The 18,679-nt window shown below is 59.6% G+C and carries 15 protein-coding genes, 1 tRNA gene, 3 rRNA genes and 1 pseudogene (1 of these 20 cut by a window edge); 2 read left to right on the forward strand and 18 right to left on the reverse strand.

Going from position 1 to position 18,679, the window contains the following annotated elements; translation table 11 throughout:
• The first annotated feature begins 82 nt into the window (after nt 1–82).
• Nucleotides 83–1,012 (forward strand): LysR family transcriptional regulator, encoded by a 930-nt coding sequence (locus tag ACTG20_RS00755; protein ID WP_194494746.1) that lies wholly within the window; start codon nt 83–85, stop codon nt 1,010–1,012.
• Here ACTG20_RS00755 and ACTG20_RS00760 read toward each other — a convergent pair.
• The 7 genes from ACTG20_RS00760 to ACTG20_RS00790 form a co-directional block, all read right to left on the reverse strand.
• Nucleotides 1,009–1,224, reverse strand: a complete 216-nt coding sequence (locus tag ACTG20_RS00760) for a hypothetical protein (protein ID WP_033114723.1) — start codon at nt 1,222–1,224, stop codon at nt 1,009–1,011. The two genes, ACTG20_RS00755 and ACTG20_RS00760, sit on opposite strands and share 4 nt — an antisense overlap.
• A 69-nt stretch (nt 1,225–1,293) precedes the next feature.
• Complete coding sequence (locus ACTG20_RS00765; RefSeq protein ID WP_194494747.1) at nt 1,294–1,623, reverse strand: hypothetical protein; 330 nt, start codon at nt 1,621–1,623, stop codon at nt 1,294–1,296.
• The gene (locus tag ACTG20_RS00770; protein ID WP_033114721.1) at nt 1,616–2,074 is read right to left on the reverse strand and encodes a DMT family transporter; all 459 of its coding nucleotides are present in this window, start codon (nt 2,072–2,074) and stop codon (nt 1,616–1,618) included. The genes ACTG20_RS00765 and ACTG20_RS00770 overlap by 8 nt, the downstream gene beginning before the upstream one ends.
• Nucleotides 2,074–2,514 (reverse strand): DMT family transporter, encoded by a 441-nt coding sequence (locus tag ACTG20_RS00775; protein WP_042010297.1) that lies wholly within the window; start codon nt 2,512–2,514, stop codon nt 2,074–2,076. The genes ACTG20_RS00770 and ACTG20_RS00775 overlap by 1 nt, the downstream gene beginning before the upstream one ends.
• Nucleotides 2,511–3,026, reverse strand: coding sequence for a VOC family protein (locus ACTG20_RS00780; protein ID WP_042010294.1), 516 nt, complete (start codon nt 3,024–3,026; stop codon nt 2,511–2,513). The genes ACTG20_RS00775 and ACTG20_RS00780 overlap by 4 nt, the downstream gene beginning before the upstream one ends.
• Nucleotides 3,026–3,391, reverse strand: a complete 366-nt coding sequence (locus ACTG20_RS00785; protein WP_042010292.1) for a carboxymuconolactone decarboxylase family protein — start codon at nt 3,389–3,391, stop codon at nt 3,026–3,028. Before ACTG20_RS00785 ends, ACTG20_RS00780 begins: the two co-directional genes overlap by 1 nt.
• 197 nt (nt 3,392–3,588) lie before the next feature.
• Nucleotides 3,589–4,311 (reverse strand): head GIN domain-containing protein, encoded by a 723-nt coding sequence (locus ACTG20_RS00790; protein ID WP_194494748.1) that lies wholly within the window; start codon nt 4,309–4,311, stop codon nt 3,589–3,591.
• Nucleotides 4,312–4,674: 363 nt separating this feature from the next.
• Between ACTG20_RS00790 and ovoA the strand changes: the two genes are divergently transcribed.
• The gene (gene ovoA / locus ACTG20_RS00795; protein WP_194494749.1) at nt 4,675–6,825 is read left to right on the forward strand and encodes a 5-histidylcysteine sulfoxide synthase; all 2,151 of its coding nucleotides are present in this window, start codon (nt 4,675–4,677) and stop codon (nt 6,823–6,825) included.
• Nucleotides 6,826–6,904: 79 nt separating this feature from the next.
• On the opposite strand, the gene ACTG20_RS00800 is transcribed toward ovoA, so the two are convergent.
• The 11 genes and pseudogenes from ACTG20_RS00800 to ACTG20_RS00850 form a co-directional block, all read right to left on the reverse strand.
• Nucleotides 6,905–7,855, reverse strand: coding sequence for a bile acid:sodium symporter family protein (locus tag ACTG20_RS00800; RefSeq protein ID WP_058056266.1), 951 nt, complete (start codon nt 7,853–7,855; stop codon nt 6,905–6,907).
• 293 nt (nt 7,856–8,148) lie between these two features.
• Nucleotides 8,149–9,594: an amino acid permease gene (locus ACTG20_RS00805; protein ID WP_194494750.1), complete on the reverse strand. Its 1,446-nt coding sequence runs from the start codon at nt 9,592–9,594 to the stop codon at nt 8,149–8,151.
• 166 nt (nt 9,595–9,760) lie between these two features.
• Nucleotides 9,761–10,099: a tRNA-binding protein gene (locus tag ACTG20_RS00810; RefSeq protein ID WP_005342042.1), complete on the reverse strand. Its 339-nt coding sequence runs from the start codon at nt 10,097–10,099 to the stop codon at nt 9,761–9,763.
• 76 nt (nt 10,100–10,175) lie between these two features.
• Complete coding sequence (locus ACTG20_RS00815) at nt 10,176–11,621, reverse strand: amino acid permease (RefSeq protein ID WP_194494751.1); 1,446 nt, start codon at nt 11,619–11,621, stop codon at nt 10,176–10,178.
• A 103-nt stretch (nt 11,622–11,724) separates the two neighbouring features.
• Nucleotides 11,725–12,180 carry a beta-galactosidase subunit beta gene (locus ACTG20_RS00820; RefSeq protein ID WP_194494752.1) on the reverse strand — a complete coding sequence of 152 codons (456 nt, stop codon included), beginning with the start codon at nt 12,178–12,180 and terminating at the stop codon, nt 11,725–11,727.
• A pseudogene (ebgA, locus tag ACTG20_RS00825) lies at nt 12,177–15,249 on the reverse strand (beta-galactosidase subunit alpha). Before ebgA ends, ACTG20_RS00820 begins: the two are co-directional and overlap by 4 nt.
• A 321-nt stretch (nt 15,250–15,570) precedes the next feature.
• A complete protein-coding gene (gene ebgR / locus ACTG20_RS00830; protein WP_005342046.1) occupies nt 15,571–16,536 on the reverse strand; it encodes a transcriptional regulator EbgR in 966 nt (321 codons plus the stop codon).
• A gap of 165 nt (nt 16,537–16,701) precedes the next feature.
• Nucleotides 16,702–16,816: ribosomal RNA gene (gene rrf / locus ACTG20_RS00835) — 5S ribosomal RNA — on the reverse strand.
• A 27-nt stretch (nt 16,817–16,843) separates the two neighbouring features.
• A tRNA-Thr gene (locus ACTG20_RS00840) sits at nt 16,844–16,919 on the reverse strand.
• A gap of 46 nt (nt 16,920–16,965) precedes the next feature.
• A 5S ribosomal RNA gene (rrf, locus tag ACTG20_RS00845) occupies nt 16,966–17,080 on the reverse strand.
• Nucleotides 17,081–17,202: 122 nt separating this feature from the next.
• Nucleotides 17,203–18,679 (reverse strand): 23S ribosomal RNA (locus tag ACTG20_RS00850); it runs 1,413 nt beyond the window's last position.

Consider the following 18,679-nt stretch of genomic DNA (forward strand, 5'->3'; position numbering starts at 1 on the left):
GCAGCAGCCTCCGCATGATACCCGCTTGCCCTGGCCAAGGTCGGCCGATTACCCTTGAGGATTGCGATGGAGGAGGAATCCCGTGAACTACGACGTTTCGTTGTTGGAGATAAAGCTGTTTCTGATGACCACCCGGTTTGGCAGCTTTTCAGATGTGGCGCGTCGGCAGGATATGACCCCTTCGTCCGTCTCGCGCAAGATGGCGCAGTTGGAGGAGAAGGTGGGCTCCAAACTGCTGCACCGCCATACCCGCTCCATCTCCCTCACCGAGGAGGGGGTCGCTTTTGCCAAACAGTGCGCCGAGATCCTCCAGCAGTATGAGCGGGTGGTCGGCCAGATCGAGCAGCGGGCGGATACCCCGAGAGGCACCATCCGGATCAGCGCGCCGGTCGCCTTTGGCCGGCTGCACATTGCCCCCTATCTGACCGAGCTGCTGGAGCGCTACCCCCTGCTCAAGGTCGAGTTGCAGCAGACGGATCACTATGTCGACCCGGCGGCCGAGTCGATCGACCTGCTGATCCGCATCGGGATCTCGCAAGACTCCTCCCTGCGAATGAAGCAGTTTGGCCAGCAGCACTACGTGATGGCGGCAAGCCCCGACTACCTCAATCGCCATGGCGAACCGGCCAGTCCGGATGAGCTGGTGCAGCACAACTGTCTGGTCTTCAAGGGGAGCAACGGCCTGCAACGCTGGTTCATCGGCCAGGAGCAGCTGCAACCCTATGAGGTGAGCGGCACCCTCTACAGCAACAATGCCGATACTCTGGTTGCCGGCGCGGTGGCGGGTGCCGGGATTGTGGTGTTCCCCACCTGGCTCATCGGCGAGGAGCTGAAAACCGGGCGGCTCAAGCCGATCATGACCCGGTTCACCGTCTCCACCAGCGTGGAGCAGCAGGTGATCAGCGCGCTCTATCTGGAGACCGACCAGCTCGCTGCCAAAGTGAGGGTGGTGATCGATTTTCTGGTGGGAAAATATGGCACTCCCTGCTACTGGGATACCAGACAGGTTTAGCCAGACAGCCTGCCGGTCAACTTGTGCAGCGCCGGCAGCAAGACAAAGACGGCACAGGCCACGATCACGCTGTCGATGAGCAACACTGCGACTGGTGCGGCGGGGTCGAGCTGCCATCTCGCCAGCAGCGGCGCCATCCAGCGCGGAATCAGCAACGTCAGCGGAAAGATGATGGCCAGCACGTGCAGGTATTCGCCAAGCTGTTTCTTCATAAAGCCTCTGATGTTGTGGCAGCCAAGCCAGTGGCAAGAGTGGTATCCCCTTCACCACTGGCGAGCCAGCTACAGCGTGGTGATGTCCCGGGTGCAGATAAAGCGGGCATCCGTGGCAAAGGCCTCAAACTGCCGGATAACCTGCTGCATCTGCGCACTCAGGATCTCCTGCAGAAATTGCGTCTCCGACTCGATGCGGATCACTTCGAAGTAGTCCCACGGCGACGCACTCTGCTGCCCCAGCATCTTCAGCCCCTTGAACACCTCGAACGAGGTGACGCTGTTGAGCCGGTTCACGGTGGGCAGATCGACCTCCCGTGCCCACGCCAGATAATCCGCCTCGTTCGTCCCCGGTTTCAGATTGAAAAAGACCATCAGGGTTGTTGCCTGTTCACTCATTTACTTGTTCCTGTTGTCGGTTCGCCAGATAGATGCAGAGTAGCGCCGCAGCGACGGCCATCATGGCGGCAAGGCGCCAGTAGTTGAGGGGGATGGGGGCATTGCCCAGCCAGCCCATGGTATCGATCACCAGACTCATCACCATCTGGCCCAGAATGGTGGCCACAGTGGCGATGGCGACCCCTACCCGTGGAATGGCCGCGACCATCACCACCATGTAGACAATGCCGAACAGGGCACCGGCCAGCTGCCACTTCGGCACGCTGAGCAGGGTCGCCTGATAGGGCGGCTCAAAGAAGAAGATCAGCAGGGCGGTCACCACAGTGCCCATGGTGAAGGTGAGCAGCGAACTCTGCACCACTCCAACCCGCGATCCCAACTGACCATTGATCGCCGCCTGGGCGCTGAGCGCCATGCCGGAGACGATGGCCAACACGATAATCAGCACCATCAGTTTGCTCCCAGATAGGTAAACAGCAGCGCCAGCGCGATGCAGCCAAGTGCCACCAGCCGCAGGGGACGGGTTGCCCGTTTCGGCATGCCAAACCAGCCGAAGTAGTCGATGGCAAAGCTCTTGGTCACCTGCCCCAGCAGGACGCAGATCATCGTCATCGCTACCCCCAGCATGGGGGTCGAGAGAGTGAGTGCCACCACATAGACGGGGCCGAGCAAGCCACCGATGAGCTGCCATTTCGGCACCCCATGCCACCCTGTGGATGTCCCCCGTACAGTGAAGAAACGGATCAGCCAGAGCAGTGCAGCCCCCACGCCGAAGATGCTCAGGGTGGCCCACAGATGGCCCACCTGTTCACCAAGCGGGCCCAGCAGGCCCGCTTCGAAGGAGAGGCCCATGCCGGCCATCACGATGAGCAAAACCGGGAGCGCGTTCATCGTGGATCAAACAGGGCGACGGGTGATTGACGGCTATAGGCCTTGCCCTGCGGATAGGAGACCAGCTCCAGTTGCATGCCCCATGGCGCAAGAAAATAGACCCAGGACTCCCCTGCAGTCGGCCCCTCCGTCATGCAGGTCGGTTCGCCCAGCACGGCGATCCCCTGCTCCTTCAGGTAAGCCACTGCCGCCGCCATGTCGTCCACATAGAAGGCGAGATGATGGCCACCAATATCGGCGTTGTTGGGAGCCTTGAGGTTGCGCTCGATATTGCTGGCGTACTCGAAGATCTCCAGATTGATCCCTTTGGCATTCATCACCGCAATGCGGGTGATCTCGGCGCGGGCATTCACGTTGAGGTGCTCCGCCATCCAGTTGTCACTCGCCACAAAAGGCCCGAACTCATAGGCCAGCTCGAAATCGAAGTGGTCGCGAAAAAAGGCGATAGCCTCTGCCAGATTGGGCACGGTAAAACCGATATGATCCGGCTTTTTCAGTCCTGGAATGGCCATCAGATATCCCCCCGCTCGTGGCGCAATTTGTTGAGCGCCCCCATGGTGGTCGCCCCCTTGTTGAAGCCGGTATAGACGGATGCAAAGACGATCAGCTCTTCAAGCTCCTGCCAGGTCGCCCCCTGCTTGAGAGCCATATCGACATGAGCTGCGAAGGGGTTGCCTTCACCGCTGACGTTGAGGGCCATCTGGTCGATGGCGATGGTGATGAACGCCTTGGTCTTCTGGTCGAGCTGCGGCATGCCCCAGGCTTCACCAGCCACGCGAACCGTCATGTCGCCCCAGGTCGGGTTAATGGATTTGAGCCCGCTGACCAGAGCCTGATCATCGAGCACGGCATTTGCAAAAGGTAATGATGTAGTCATCAGTGACGCCTCAGTAGTAGATAAGTTCGCCGTAGCGGATGAGGCGCATTATTAGGGAGCGGGATGTATTGAAAAACCGGCGGGCCGGAACATCACTTATGCAGGATCTGCACAAATGGCACGGTGAGTTGCGCCATGTTGGAAAAAGCAAAACAGGCCCGTTGCGGGCCTGTTCCAGTTGTGGTGATCGGTTGATATCAGCTGCCCACGCGGGTCACCCCGCCGGAGCCCATGATCTGCTGCTCCACCTTGGGATCGCCCCAGTAGGCGATGTTGCCTGAACCGGCGATGCCGACTTTCAGCGTCTCCTGCGCCCGCACCGCCACATCACCGCTGCCGGCGATATTGACCTCTACCTCGTTGCCGCGCATCTCGCTCCCGAGCACATCGCCAGCACCGGCAATGTTCAGCTCGATAGCCTGTGCCGAACCGCTGCCCAGCTCCAGACTGCCGGTGCCAGCGATATTCCCTTCCAGCCGTTTCAGCTCCAGCTGACTGGCGACGATGTCACCGGTACCGGCCACCGACAGCACCAGCTCATCGCCCTTGAAGCCGCTCAGATCGCCGTTGCCGGTCCCGGCCAATGCCAGTTCGTTCAACACCGGCAAGGTGATGGTCAGCTCCAGCGGCTCGGTAGGCTCGAGCCGGTAACCCTCCTTCACCTCGATCTCCAGCTTGTCGCCGCTCTCGGTCAGCACCAGATAGGGCAGCAGGTTCTCCTGCCCCTTGATCAGGATACCGCGCGGCTCCCCCGCTACCAGATGGAGGGTGGCAGGCACACCCGCCAGCACCCGGGTCACCCCGTCACCGAGCGTCTGCTGGCGCTCGACCACAGCCCCCGTTCCGGTCACTCTGGTCTGATCCAGCCAGTGACAACCACTGAGCCCTGCCATCAACATGACAACCATCATCCATTTCATCGCTACTCTCCTCCTTATGTGTTGGCCATCCAGGGCCAATTGGTTTTCATGCTATGCAAAGCGCGAGCCAAAAATTAACCTAATGATTCAAAAGGAAATAACTTTTTCACCCAGAACAGAACGAAGAATTAAGAGAGCCATTTAGACCATATTTTGGTGAAAATAACCATTCTCGAACGGATATGATTGTGGCTGATTGGCGGGTCGTCCTGCCGGTCACTATGCTGACAGCCCGTGGAAGTTTTTAATTGTCCTGCCGGTCTGTTGAGCCAATAGTGGTACTTCGTGCGTACCAAGCTCTCCATTGCGGTAATGTCATTACCACTGTCTTGTCAGTCTTCACTGCCAACAAGGAGTCAGAGCGTGACCCAAGCAAGCCCTCTCTATGCCACCGCCACCGGTCTGCCGGAACCGACTCGCACCCCGCTGCTGACCGGCAGCGATCCCGAGCAGAAACGGCGCGAGCTGCTCACCTACTTTTGCCAGACCTTCGATCTCTACGATTCGCTGTTCGACTGTCTGGCCGATGAGCGGGCCTGGTTCAACAAGGCGATCCCGCTGCGCCATCCGCTCATCTTCTACTACGGCCACACCGCCGCCTTCTTTATCAACAAGCTGCTGGCGGCACGCCTGATCGATCAGCGGCTGGATGCCCGCATTGAGGCCATGGTCGCCATCGGGGTGGACGAGATGAGCTGGGACGATCTGGACGAGACCCACTACGACTGGCCCAAGGTCAGCGAGCTGCGCAGCTATCGAGCCAAAGTTCGTACGCTGGTGTGCGACTTCATCCGCCAGATGCCGCTCACCCTGCCCATCGACTGGCAGAGCCCGGCCTGGGTGATCCTGATGGGGATAGAGCACGAGCGTATCCACCTAGAGACCTCCAGCGTGCTGATCCGCCAGCTGCCGCTCGCCTGGGTGCGACCGCAGCCTTATTGGCCCGCCTGTACCGAAACCCGCCACCGCATTGATCAGGTGCCCGCCAACAACCTGCTGCCGGTGGCTGGCGGCAAGGTGCGCCTTGGCAAGCGGGACGCCACCTACGGCTGGGACAACGAATATGGCGAGCGCCATATCGAGCTGGCCCCGTTTCAGGCCAGCCGCATGCTGGTGAGCAATGCCGAGTACCTCGCCTTCGTCCAGGCGGGCGGCTACGGCCAGCAACAGTGGTGGGATGAGGAAGGGTGGGGCTGGTGCCAGTACGCCAAGGCGCAGATGCCCACCTTCTGGGTCGGCGACCCCGCCGAACCCGGGCAATTGCAACTGCGGCTGATGACCGGGCAGGTCGCCATGCCCTGGGACTGGCCGGTCGAGGTAAACCAGCTGGAGGCGGCCGCCTTCTGCCGCTGGAAGGCGGCCCAGACCGGACTCCCCATCCAGCTGCCGAGCGAGGCGGAGTGGATGCTGCTGCGCGATCAGCTACCCGGCGATCAGCCGGACTGGACACAGGCCCCCGGCAATATCAATCTGGCCCGCTTCGCCTCCTCCTGCCCGGTGGATGCCTGCCCGCAAGGGGAGTTTTTCGATCTGGTGGGCAATGTCTGGCAGTGGACCAGCACCGCCATCGATGGCTTCGACGGCTTTAAAATCCACCCGCTCTACGACGACTTCTCCACCCCCACCTTTGATGGCAAGCACACCCTGATCAAGGGGGGCAGCTGGATCAGCACGGGTAACGAAGCGCTCAAATCATCCCGTTACGCCTTTCGGCGTCACTTCTTCCAGCATGCGGGTTTCCGCTATCTGGTCTCCCGTTATCAGGAACCCGTTATCGTGAATCCCTATGAAACCGACACGCTCGTCGCTCAGTACCTCGACTTCCAGTACGGCCCGAGCCACTTCGGGGTAGCCAACTACGCCAAGACGCTTGCTGATCTTGCTGGCGAGCTGTGCAGCAACCACCAGCGGGCACTGGATATCGGCTGTGCCACCGGCCGCGCCAGCTTCGAACTGGCTCGCCACTTCCAGCATGTGGACGGGGTGGACTACTCGGCCCGCTTCATCGATGTGGCGCTGGCCCTCGCCAGCCAGGACAGCTTCCGCTACGCCATTCCGCTGGAGGGTGAACTGGTGGAGTATTGCGAGGCGCGCCTGTCGAGCCACGGGCTGGGGGCAAGTCAGGCTGAGCGCATCCACTTCAGTCAGGGGGATGCCTGCAACCTCAAGCCCAAATATGACCACTACGATCTGGTGCTCGCCTCCAACCTGATCGACCGGCTGCGGGAGCCCGCTCGCTTCCTGCGGGACATAGCACCCCGGCTTCGCAGCGGTGGCCTGCTGGTGCTCACCAGCCCCTATACCTGGCTGGCGGAATATACCCCGCCCGCCAACTGGCTCGGCGGCATTCGCGAAAACGGCGAGGCGCTCACCACCTATCAGGCGCTGCAACGGCTGCTGGCGGCGGAGTTCGAGGAGCACTGCCCGCCGCGGGATGTGCCCTTCGTCATCCGCGAGACTGCCCGCAAATACCAGCACACGGTGGCGCAGCTGACCGTCTGGCGCAAACGCTAATCCGCCGGTCGGCATGCAGATGAGAAGAGGGAGGCCAACGGGCCTCCCTCTTGTTATGGCAGTAAAAACGGCGCGAGTATCAATGCCCCTGCTCGTGATAGCGGCGCGCCAGTACGGCGCAGACCATCAGCTGGATCTGGTGGAAGATCATCAGCGGCAGCACCATCACCCCGACGCTGGCGGCGGGGAACATGACGTTGGCCATCGGCACCCCGTTGGCGAGGCTCTTTTTCGAGCCGCAGAAAACGATGGTGATCTCGTCCGCCTTGTCGAAACCGAGGCGACGGCTGATCCAGACGTTCCAGCAGAGCACCAGCGCCAGCAAGACGCAGCTCAGCAACACGATACTGGCCAGATCGTACCAGCCAACCTGGTGCCAAATCCCCTGTACCACCGCCTCGCTGAAGGCGACATAGACCACCAGCAGGATGGAGCTCTGATCCAGCTTGCCGATGAGCGGCCGATGGCTGTCGACCCAGCGGCCAATGAGCGGGCGCGACAGGTGGCCCACCACGAACGGCAGCATCAGCTGCATCATGATGGACTGGATGGAGTGCCAGGTGTCGATCCCCTCCCCTTGCACGTGGATCATCATCCCCACCAGCACCGGCGAGAGGAAGATGCCGAGGATGCTGGAGGCCGAGGCGCTGCACACCGCCGCCGACACATTGCCCCCTGCCATCGAGGTAAAGGCGATAGCCGACTGCACGGTGGCTGGCAAAGCGCAGAGATAGAGGAAGCCGAGGTAGATGGCCGGGCTCAGCCAGCTGGGCACCAGCGGGGTGAGCAGCAGCCCGAGCAGCGGAAAGAGCACGAAGGTGCTGAGCATCACCACCAGATGAAGCCGCCAGTGACCGAGGCCCGCCAGCAGGTTCTGGCGCGACAACTTGGCGCCATGCATGAAGAACAAGAGCGCCACCGCCAGCTTGGTCAGCAGACCGAACCAGACGGCCACCTGCCCCTCGCAGGGAAAGAGGGAGGCCAGGGTGACCACCGCAATCAGCACAACAGTAAAGGGATCCAGACGCACGAAAGGTCTCCATCAGAAGGGCATCCTGCAGCCGTGGCGACAGTCAGGATTGGGGAGGACAAGAAACAGAGCGGGAGATGTCTGGCACCTCCCGCTAAAACGAACCTCCAGCTTACCCCGATAACGGAGAGGCGCAACGTTGTGCAGCGGTTAATTGTTCATCAATGCTTAACGCCTTTGCTTTGTCGAATAGCGGAAGTTGATGAGCCGCGGCCAGATAGCGCCAAACCGGCGCGAAATGGATAAAAAAACGGGCGACCCAGGCCGCCCGTCTCGCTTTTTCGTTCTGCCGATCAGCGCTGGCTGGCCAGCTTGCCGTTGCCGGTTTTCTTCTCATTGCCGGCGAGCTTGCGAGCCTGCCGCTTCTCGAAGCGGGAGATCCACCAGTAGGCCAGCGCCGAGAAGACCGCGGTCATAAAGACGTTGATGAAGAAGGCGCGCACCAGATCCACCCCGGCCGGGAAGGCGGAGGCACTCATGCTCACCACGAAGATGGCGATCAGCACCGACACCACGCCCATCCCGAACTTGCGCGACCCCATACGGAAGTCACGGGGGGTATCGTCATGTTTCCAGCGGAACACGAAGTAGGCCACCATGATGAAGATCGGCGGCAACATGGCGGTGCCGGCGGTAAGGTTGATGGCGGTGTTCATCATCTGCTGCACCGACTCGGAACCGAAGCCGTTGACCACCAGCATCACGAATACAAAGGCAAACTGCCACCAAGCGGCGCGCACCGGCACGCCGTGCTCGTTGAGCTGGGTGGTCTTCTCGCCGTAAACCCCCTGCGGGATCTCGGAGAAGTGGATCTTCACCGGCGCCGAGGTCCACATCATCATGGAGCCGAACATGGCGATGAACAGCACCACGCCGACGAAGCGGCCCACCAGCGCCTCGGAAAGCCCGAAGTACTGGGCCATGCCGGTGAAGATCTCCACCATGCCGCCGGCATAGGTGAGGCTCTCGCGCGGTACGAACACGTTCACCAAAAGGGAACCGACCGCATACATGGCACCGATGACGATACCGGCACTGATGATCACCTTGATAAAGGACTTCTGGCCGCCCTTCACGTCATTGAGGTAGGCCGCTGCCGTCTCGGCACCGCCCGCCGCCTGGAAAATCCAGCACATGATTCCGAGGGTCGCCCAGTTGACGGTGGGAGTCATCGCCTCCAGGGTGATGGGCTGGGCCGGCACATGATCGCCACTCAGAGCCATCAGGGCACCCAGCACATAGATGGCGAACAGGGCAAACACCCCGTAGGCCACGATCTCGGCAATTTTGCCGAGCCAGCTCGCCCCCTTGGTGGAGATATGGGTCGCCGCCGCAAACAGCACGATGGAGATGATCGAAGTGACCATGGGCGAGAAGCTGTACTCATAGCCCAGCATGGCGTAGGAGGCGTAGGCGATGACGTTGGGCAGCAATGAGACGAACCAGAACAGGTTTACGAACCAGTAGAGAAACGAGCCCAGATAGGCCATCCGGGTGCCGAGCGGTTTTTTAAGCCAGTCGTACATCCCCGACTCGGAGTTTTTGTTGGCCGAGACGAACTCGGCGATGATGAAGACGAACGGGATGAAGTAGACGATGGTCGCCAGCAGGAAGATGGGGGCGGAGCTGAGCCCCAGCTCGATGTTGTTGTTGACGATGTTTCGCACGTTGAACACGGCGGCAAAGGTCATCGACAACAAGGCAAACTTGCCTATGGTGCCGCGTACGGATTCAGACATGGTGTCCTCCAGTGGACTTGCGCTCCCTGCGGGTAACGCTGTGACTCTGTGATGTGTTCGGCAAGGGTCTGTCGGCCCCGCGCTTTACTCTCTTTTTATGATCGGGCCGCGTGGACGGCCTCGTTGGTGAACCGGTGCCGTCTCCCGCACCGGCTCGCAATACCATTCAGACGATCGGGGTGCCCGGCGCCATCGGCACCCGCGGTTGCAACAGTACGCTCTGGCTCTCGTCCGGGGTCTCGGCGCAGAGCAACATGCACTCGGATCGCTCGCCGCGCATCTTGGTGGGCTTGAGGTTGGTCAGTACCACCACCTCGCTGCCCATCAGTTCCTCTTCGCTGTAGTAAGGCACCAGACTGGTGACGGTCTGCAGCGGCCGCTCGCCACCCACGTCGATCTGGACGATGTAGAGTTTGTCGGCCCCGGGGTGGCGCACCACCTCCAGCACCTTGCCCACCTTCATCTCGACCCGTTTGAATTCGGCAAACTCGATCGTCTCGCTCATTCTCTTTTCCTTTTCTGGTTCAACGGTTTGCGGGTGGCCAACGGCCACCCGGTTTGATTGGAATTCAATGCAGTGGCTATGGCGTCTGCATGGCAACCTGCGCTGTCGGCTGGGCCTCTTTGGCACGCGCTTCGGCGCTGAGGGAGGCCTCGTATCTGTTGTATTTCCACCAGGCGAAGCCGAGGAAAATCACGATCCCACCGACGTTGTAGAAGATGATGGTCATGATGTCGGCGCCGGTCGGGAAGGTGGAGGCGAGGAAGCCCACCGAGAAGATGGCGATCAGCACCGACACCACGGCGATGCCGGTGGTACGCGAACCCATCCTGAAATCCCGCGGCAGGTGGTCGAGCCTCAGGCGCAGATTGAGGTAGGCCAGCATGATGAACAGCGGCGGCAGCATGGAAGCGGCGGCGGTCATGTTGATGACGGTGTTCATCAGATCCTGCGCTGTGTTGGAGCCCAGGGTCGGGATCACCATCAGCGGCAGCACGATGAGGTACTGGATCCAGGCTGCACGGGCGGGCACGCCGTTCTCGTTCAGCTCGACCGTCTTCTTGCCGAAGATGCCGGCCGGGATCTCGGAGAAGAAGATTTTCACCGGGGTCGCGGTCCACATCAGCAGGGAGCCGAACATGGCGGTGAAGGAGACCAGCCCGACGAAGCGGTTCATCAGGATCTCCGGCAGGCCGAAGTAGGCTGCCAGCCCCTCGAACACCTGCACCGAGCCGCCGGTGTATTTCAGGGTGTCGCTGTGGACGAACACGTTGATCAACAGCGATGCAATGGAGTAGAGCACCCCGATAAAGATCCCGGCGACGATGATCACCTTGACGAAGGACTTGGAGCCACCTTTCACGTCATTGACGTAGACCGCCACCGACTCGGCGCCACCGGCTGCCATAAAGATCCAGGTGGTGATGCCGAGGAAGGCCCAGCTGAAATCGGGGACCATGGCCTCTACCGTGATGGGGTCAGCCGGTTGCACGCCGCCCACCAGTGCCGCACCCGCCAGCAGAATGTAGGAGAGGGTCAGCAGCAGCATCAGGGACGAGGTCACCGAGGTAATGGGGCCGAGCATCTTGGCGCCGTTGGTGGAGACATAGGTGGCAAAGGCAAACAGCACCATGCTCAATGCCGTGGTCGCCACCGGGGTGAGAATGTACTCGTAGCCGAGGAAGGCATAGGAGGCGTAGGCGATGACCCGCGGCAGCAGCGAGGTGAAGAAGAAGAGGTTCACGAACCAGTAGGTGTAGGCGGAGATGAAGGCCCAGCGACCGCCGAGGGAGCTCTTCACCCAGGCATAGACGCCCGCTTCGGAGTTCTTATTCAGTGACACGAACTCCGCAATGATCAGGCAAAACGGAATGAAGTAAAAAATGGTGGCCAGAAAGAACATCGGGGCCGAGGCCAGACCGATCTCGATGTTGTTGTTGATGACGTTGTTGAAGCTGAATACCGCCGCGAAGGTGAGCGACAGCAGACCAAACTTGCCTATCGTATTGCGTTTGGAATCAGACATGGTGCATCTCCAGACCTGTAGTTATTGCAGCGAAAGGGCGGGGTATGATTTGTAGGGTGAGCCCCGCCCTTCCGGCTTTTATCAGTGCAGAACCGGCAGCTTGTTATTTGTTTTTGAAGTAGCCGCCTTCGACGGTGACCTTGATGATCACCTTGCGCACCGGCGCATCGCCGACGAAGCGGTAGGCCTCGTCGTTCTCGAAGATCACCACCTGCCCGTTGCCGACCTGCTGGCGCTCACGCACCTCACCGGCCAGCCACTCGCGGTCGGTGGTATCGTCATAGGCCTGCTCGACCGCCAGCTCCGATTTGGGGGCCCACTCCACCATCTCTGCTCCTTCCAGGTAGTAGTGGACGTCGAAGTAGCGGCGCTGCCCCTCGAACAAAGAGGTGGCCGGGCTGGCCCCCTCCTGCAAGCGGTAGGTGAGGGAGTCACCGATGGAGTGGCAGATACCGGGCTTGAGGTTCGGCAGGTTGTTGATGGCCTCCACGCAGCGGCCCCACTTCTTGCCCTCCCGGTAGATGTTTTTGAACAGGGTCAGGTTGTCCAGGGTGATCATGCGAGGTTCCTCCCGCCGTTGATGGTGAGATCGAGCCCGGCCAGCGCAGCCGGATTGAGGTTGCCACGGGCGATGGGCAGCAGGGTCAGACCGAAGCTGAACGGCTCGAAGCGCACCCGCCAGGAGTCCAGCACCTCGGAGCCCCAGGAGTTGGAGCCCAGCCCCAGCACCTTGTGATCCAGATTGAGGGTGAGATAACCGCTCGGTTCCAGCTCGTTGATGTGCTGCGCCGCGTGGATATGCTCCCAGCTGTAGGGCCAGACGCTCAGGTTGATGGGGGCATCGGGTCGCACGTAGAGACCGGCGCCGTGGCGGTTAGTCAGGGTCGCCCAGCGCACCTGCTGGCGGTTGCCGTTGTCCTGCGGGAAGGGGTAGTGCTCCCACATCTCGCCGACTGTGCTCTGGAAGCTGTCGATCCAGTTGCTCTGGCGGCTGTCCTGATAGTTTTCACCCGGCCCCATGCCGTAGTAGTGCACCCGGTCGAGATCCTGACGAATGCCCAGCTCGAAGCCGATCTTGGGGATGATGTCGTCATAACCGCCGTAGGGCTGGCCGGAGAGTGCCACGTGCAGCTGGCCATTCGGGCTCAGGGTGTAGACGTAGCGGCAGCGCATGCCGAAGTCGAACACCGGCGGCGCGATCAGGCTCTCGACCGTCACCTCGACCGCGTCACCCAGCTGACGCCAACTCAGAGTGCGGAAGTGCTCCTGCATGATCTGCAGGTGGTTCGGGTGCCACAGGCTCTCGTACTCCTGCTTGTGGTTGTCGATCATCGGCTTGAAGAAGGTGAGGCGTGGGGCTCGCTCGATGAGCTCGATACCATCCTGCTGCCAGCTCACCAGCTTGCCGTCGAGGCGCGAGAAGCGCAGGGCAAAGCCGCTGCCGCTCAAGGTCAGGTCGAGGCGCTCGTCGGCAATCTGCAGCGCAGTAGCGTTGGGGTTGGCAAAGGGCTGCAGCTGGCGAGTCGATGCCTTCAGTTGGAACTGGTACTGGCCCAGCTCGTGCTCCGCCGCGCTGTAGCGGGTGGCATTGGCCTTGATGACCCGCAGCTGGACGAAGGTTTCCCGCCCATCGAGGGATGGCAGTTCGAGCTGCAACTCTGTGGTGGCACCGGGGGCAATCCCTTCCAACCGGATTTGCTGGCTGCCCAGCAGTTCGCCCTCGGCTTTCATCTCGACCAACAGGCGGATATCGTCGAGAGTGGAGAACCAGTAGCGGTTTTCCACCGCCAGCTTGCCGCTCGCCAGATCCAGCGCCCGCACCTTGACCGGGCAGATCACCTGCTTGTATTCACGCAGGCCAGGCCCCGGGGTCTGATCCGGATAGATGAGGCCATCCATGCAGAAGTTGTAGTTGTTGGGGTAGTCGCCATAGTCGCCGCCGTACTTGTAGACGGGGCGTCCCTGCTCGTCCTGATCCCATGCCGTGATCGCACCACTCCCAAATGTAGTGACCCTGAATGTGGGGATGGCGGTCGAACACCTGCTGGTACTCGCTAAGCCCCCCCGGGCCGTTGCCCATGGCATGGGCGTATTCGCAGAGGATGCGCGGCTTGGCCATCGGGAACTCGCCGAAGCAGTTCATCTGGGAGACGCGGGAGTACATGGTACTGACCACATCCACCACCTCGGCATCGCGATCCTCTTCGTAGTGCACCAGCCGGGTCGGGTCGATCGCCTTGCAACGCTGGTACATGGCTCTGATGTTGCAGCCGTAACCAGACTCGTTGCCGAGCGACCAGATGATGATGGAGGGGTGGTTCTTCTGAGCATGCACGTGGCGCTCGATGCGATCCACGAACACCGGCTCCCAGAAGGGGTCGTCGGTGATGCGGCTGAGATCGCCGACGTTGGCAAAGCCGTGAGTCTCCACGTCGGTCTCCGCCATCACGAACAGACCGTACTGGTCGCACAACTCGTAGAAGCGCGGGTCGTTCGGGTAGTGGGCGGTACGTACCGAGTTGAGGTTGTGCTGCTTCATCAGCACGATATCGCGTTCAACACGGTCCATGCCGACCGCGCGACTCTTGAGGTGGTCGTTGTCGTGACGGTTCACCCCGTGCAGCTTGAGGTAGTGGCCGTTGACGTAGAAGAGGCCATCCTTGACCTTGATTTCACGCACCCCGACCCGCTGCGGGATCACTTCCAGCAGCTCGCCCTGACCGTTGTAGAGGGAGAGTTGCAGCTGATAGAGGTAAGGATCTTCGGCGCTCCACAGATGGGGATTGGCCAGATCCAGCGTGAAGCGGCAGTCACACTTGCCGTCGATGGCGAGATGGTCGAGCGAGCCGCTGGCGATCTCGCTGCCCTGATCCAGCAGTGACCAGACCAGACGGTGCTCACGGGCTGCCGCCCCCAGATTTTCCAGCTGGATATCGCAGCTCAGGGTGGCGCTTTGATTGTCATCAGCCAGCGCGGTGCGGATGAAGAAGTCCTGCACATGGGTGGCCGGTTTGCCCACCAGATAGACGTCGCGGAAGATCCCCGCCATCCACCACATGTCCTGATCTTCGATATAGGTGGAGTCAGCCCACTGCATCACCCGTACCGACAGCAGGTTCTCGCCAACCTTGGCGTAGGCACTGATATCGAACTCGGCGGTGAGACGGCTCCCCTTGCTGAAGCCGACATACTGGCCGTTCACATAGACCTCGAAGTAGGTCTCCACCCCGTCAAACTTGATGATCACCTGCTCGCCGTCCCAGGCTGGGCTCAGCATGAAGCTGCGCTGATAGGCGCCGGTGGGGTTGTTGGTCGGCACGAAGGGTACGTCGATGGGGAAGGGAAAACCTTCGTCGGTGTACTGCAGCTGACCATGTCCTTCCATCTGCCACATGTTGGGCACGGTGATCTGGCCCCACTCGCTCATGGGGCTGTGATAGAAGGCCTCCGGCACCTGCAGGGGGTGGTCGAAGTAGTGGAACTGCCACTGGCCGCCAAGGCTCAGAAAACGGCGGCTCAGCTCGCGCTGCATGGTGGCCGCCAGCGCGTGGTCGGCATAAGAGAAGAAGTAGGCGCGCGGGGCCAGCCTGTTTTCACCAACGAATTGGACGTTTTCCCAGTTATTCACATGTCCTCCCGGAACAAGGCAACGTTAACTGGGTAAACTCTAGATAAACATTTACTAAATATCAGCTTTGGATTGGTAAAGTTTAAACCTGATCACAATGGACAGATGGTTTTGTGAGCGAGATCAGAAGCGGGAGATAAAGGAGGACAAGATATGGATGAGTGGCATGGATGTTGATAGTAGCTGGCTGAGCTACAATAAAATCAACTATGAAACAATATGATATGAAGTTGTTGGATGATATGGGAAAGAGGTTTGCTAGGGAGAGGTGTCGCACCACCGCAAGATGGTGCGACTAAAAAGCAGAATATTTTACTAAAATCAGCGAGTGGTGCCACGCAGGGTCAGCTTGCTCGGTACCAGCACCCGGAGTGGAATATCCCGCTCGTCTCGCAGCCGCTCAACCAGCAAATTGACCCCCTGGGAGCCCATCAACTCGGAGTGGATCCGCACCGTGGAGAGCGGCGGAAAGGTGAACTTGGCAGTCGGAATATCGTTGACGCTGATAAGCTCGATCTGCTGGGGAATCGCCAATCCCTTCTCGTGAATGGCACGCAACACACCGATAGCGATGGAATCGGAGGCGACGAACAGCGCCTTGGGCCAATCGCCGGCCAGCATCTCCTTCGCCAACTGGTAGCCGGAGGCACTAGAGAAGTCCCCACGATAGAGATCGCTCTCCTGCACCACCCCCAGCCGCTGGCCATAATCCCGGAAAGCCAGTTCACGCAGGTCCGGATTCTCATCCTGGCCACCGATATAACCGATACGCTGGTGCCCCTGCGCGATGAAGTAATCGACTACCTGCTGGCTGATCAGAGCGAGATCCACATCGACCGAGTCGAACTCTCCCTGTGAACGGCAGTCGACAAACACCAGCTGGCTGGAACAAGCCCTTAGCTGGACGAGACGCTCGGCTGTGAGGGTACCGACCACCAGAATGCCATCCACGGCGCTCAGTTCGCGCCCTTCACCGCAGTTGTAGAGATGGGTCAGTTCGATATTGAGGCGGGCACTCTGGGTCTCGATGCCATAACGGATAGCGAGATAGTAAGGGTCGTTGACCTCGGTACTCTGGGGATAGGCATAGACCACCAGAAAGTGCAGCTTGCTCTTGTGTACCCCCTTGCGGGCGCTGCTGGTCTTGTACTCCAGCCGCTCGGCAATCTCGAAGATCCGCTGCTTGGTCTCTTCCTTGACGCTCAGGCTGGGATCCTCGTTCAGTACCCGGGATACCGTGGCGAGAGAAACCCCCGCTTCCTGTGCAATTTCCTTCAACGTAGCCATCAATACCTCGCTGGCAGCATCACGTGTTAATCGGCAACGGCTAAAGAGTAACGGGCAATCCCTTGATAGCCCAGCACTTTTACTAAAATCCCGGTGGCATGGCAGATTTTTGGAACACAGAAATGCAAAAAGGCCTCCCGAATGGGAGGCCTCTTCTAAATAGGTGCCTGACAGTGTCCTACTCTCGCATGGCGAATGCCACACTACCATCGGCGCTACCGCGTTTCACTTCTGAGTTCGGCATGGGATCAGGTGGTTCCACGGCGCTATTGCCGTCAGGCAAAAGCTTTTAAAACTAACTTGAAAATGGTGCTGATACCCAGAATCGAACTGGGGACCTCATCCTTACCAAGGATGCGCTCTACCGACTGAGCCATATCAGCACACTAACCGGTAAAGACCACGCTGGGCGTAATCTTGAAATTGGGTGCCTGGCAGTGTCCTACTCTCGCATGGCGAATGCCACACTACCATCGGCGCTACCGCGTTTCACTTCTGAGTTCGGCATGGGATCAGGTGGTTCCACGGCGCTATGGCCGCCAGGCAAATTCTTCAATCTGAGAAAGCTGACGTGAGTAGTGATGTTGCGCTTGGCTTGTCACTATCACTGAATTTGAGTAGTTCGTTCTATTTGCTACAAGCCTTAGAACACTTCTTGGGTGTTGTATGGTTAAGCCTCACGGGTAATTAGTATGGGTTAGCTCAACACATCACTGCGCTTACACACCCCACCTATCAACGTTGTGGTCTCCAACGGCCCTTTAGGACCCTCAAGGGGTCAGGGATGACTCATCTCAGGGCTCGCTTCCCGCTTAGATGCTTTCAGCGGTTATCGATTCCGAACTTAGCTACCGGGCAGTGCCACTGGCGTGACAACCCGAACACCAGAGGTTCGTTCACTCCGGTCCTCTCGTACTAGGAGCAACTCCCTTCAATCATCCAACGCCCACGGCAGATAGGGACCGAACTGTCTCACGACGTTCTGAACCCAGCTCGCGTACCACTTTAAATGGCGAACAGCCATACCCTTGGGACCGACTTCAGCCCCAGGATGTGATGAGCCGACATCGAGGTGCCAAACACCGCCGTCGATATGAACTCTTGGGCGGTATCAGCCTGTTATCCCCGGAGTACCTTTTATCCGTTGAGCGATGGCCCTTCCATTCAGAACCACCGGATCACTATGACCTACTTTCGTACCTGCTCGACCTGTCCGTCTCGCAGTTAAGCTGGCTTATGCCATTGCACTAACCTCCTGATGTCCGACCAGGATTAGCCAACCTTCGTGCTCCTCCGTTACTCTTTGGGAGGAGACCGCCCCAGTCAAACTACCCACCAGGCACTGTCCGCGAGCCCGATTCAGGGCCCTGCGTTAGAACATCAAACATACAAGGGTGGTATTTCAAGGACGGCTCCAGCGCAACTGGCGTCACGCCTTCAAAGCCTCCCACCTATCCTACACATGTAGGTTCAATGTTCAGTGCCAAGCTGTAGTAAAGGTTCACGGGGTCTTTCCGTCTAGCCGCGGGTACACCGCATCTTCACGGCGAATTCGATTTCACTGAGTCTCGGGTGGAGACAGCATGGCCATGGTTACACCATTCGTGCAGGTCGGAACTTACCCGACAAGGAATTTCGCTACCTTAGGACCGTTATAGTTACGGCCGCCGTTTACCGGGGCTTCGATCAAGAGCTTCGCTTGCGCTAACCCCATCAATTAACCTTCCGGCACCGGGCAGGTGTCACACCCTATACGTCCACTTTCGTGTTTGCAGAGTGCTGTGTTTTTGATAAACAGTCCCAGCCATCTGGTCACTGCGACTCCCGACAGCTCCATCCGCAAGGGACTTCACCATCAAGAGCGAACCTTCTCCCGAAGTTACGGTTCTATTTTGCCTAGTTCCTTCACCCGAGTTCTCTCAAGCGCCTTGGTATTCTCTACCCGACCACCTGTGTCGGTTTGGGGTACGATGACTTGTAATCTGAAGCTTAGAGGCTTTTCCTGGAAGCAGGGCATCAATGACTTCCGCACCGTGGTGCGTTCGTCTCGTGTCTCAGCGTTGTGTCTGCGGATTTGCCTACAAACACCACCTACGCACTTTCACCAGGACAACCGTCGCCTGGCCCACCTAGCCTTCTCCGT

The sequence above is a fragment of the Aeromonas sp. 84A genome, assembly GCF_051919345.1.
Classification (GTDB): domain Bacteria; phylum Pseudomonadota; class Gammaproteobacteria; order Enterobacterales; family Aeromonadaceae; genus Aeromonas; species Aeromonas veronii.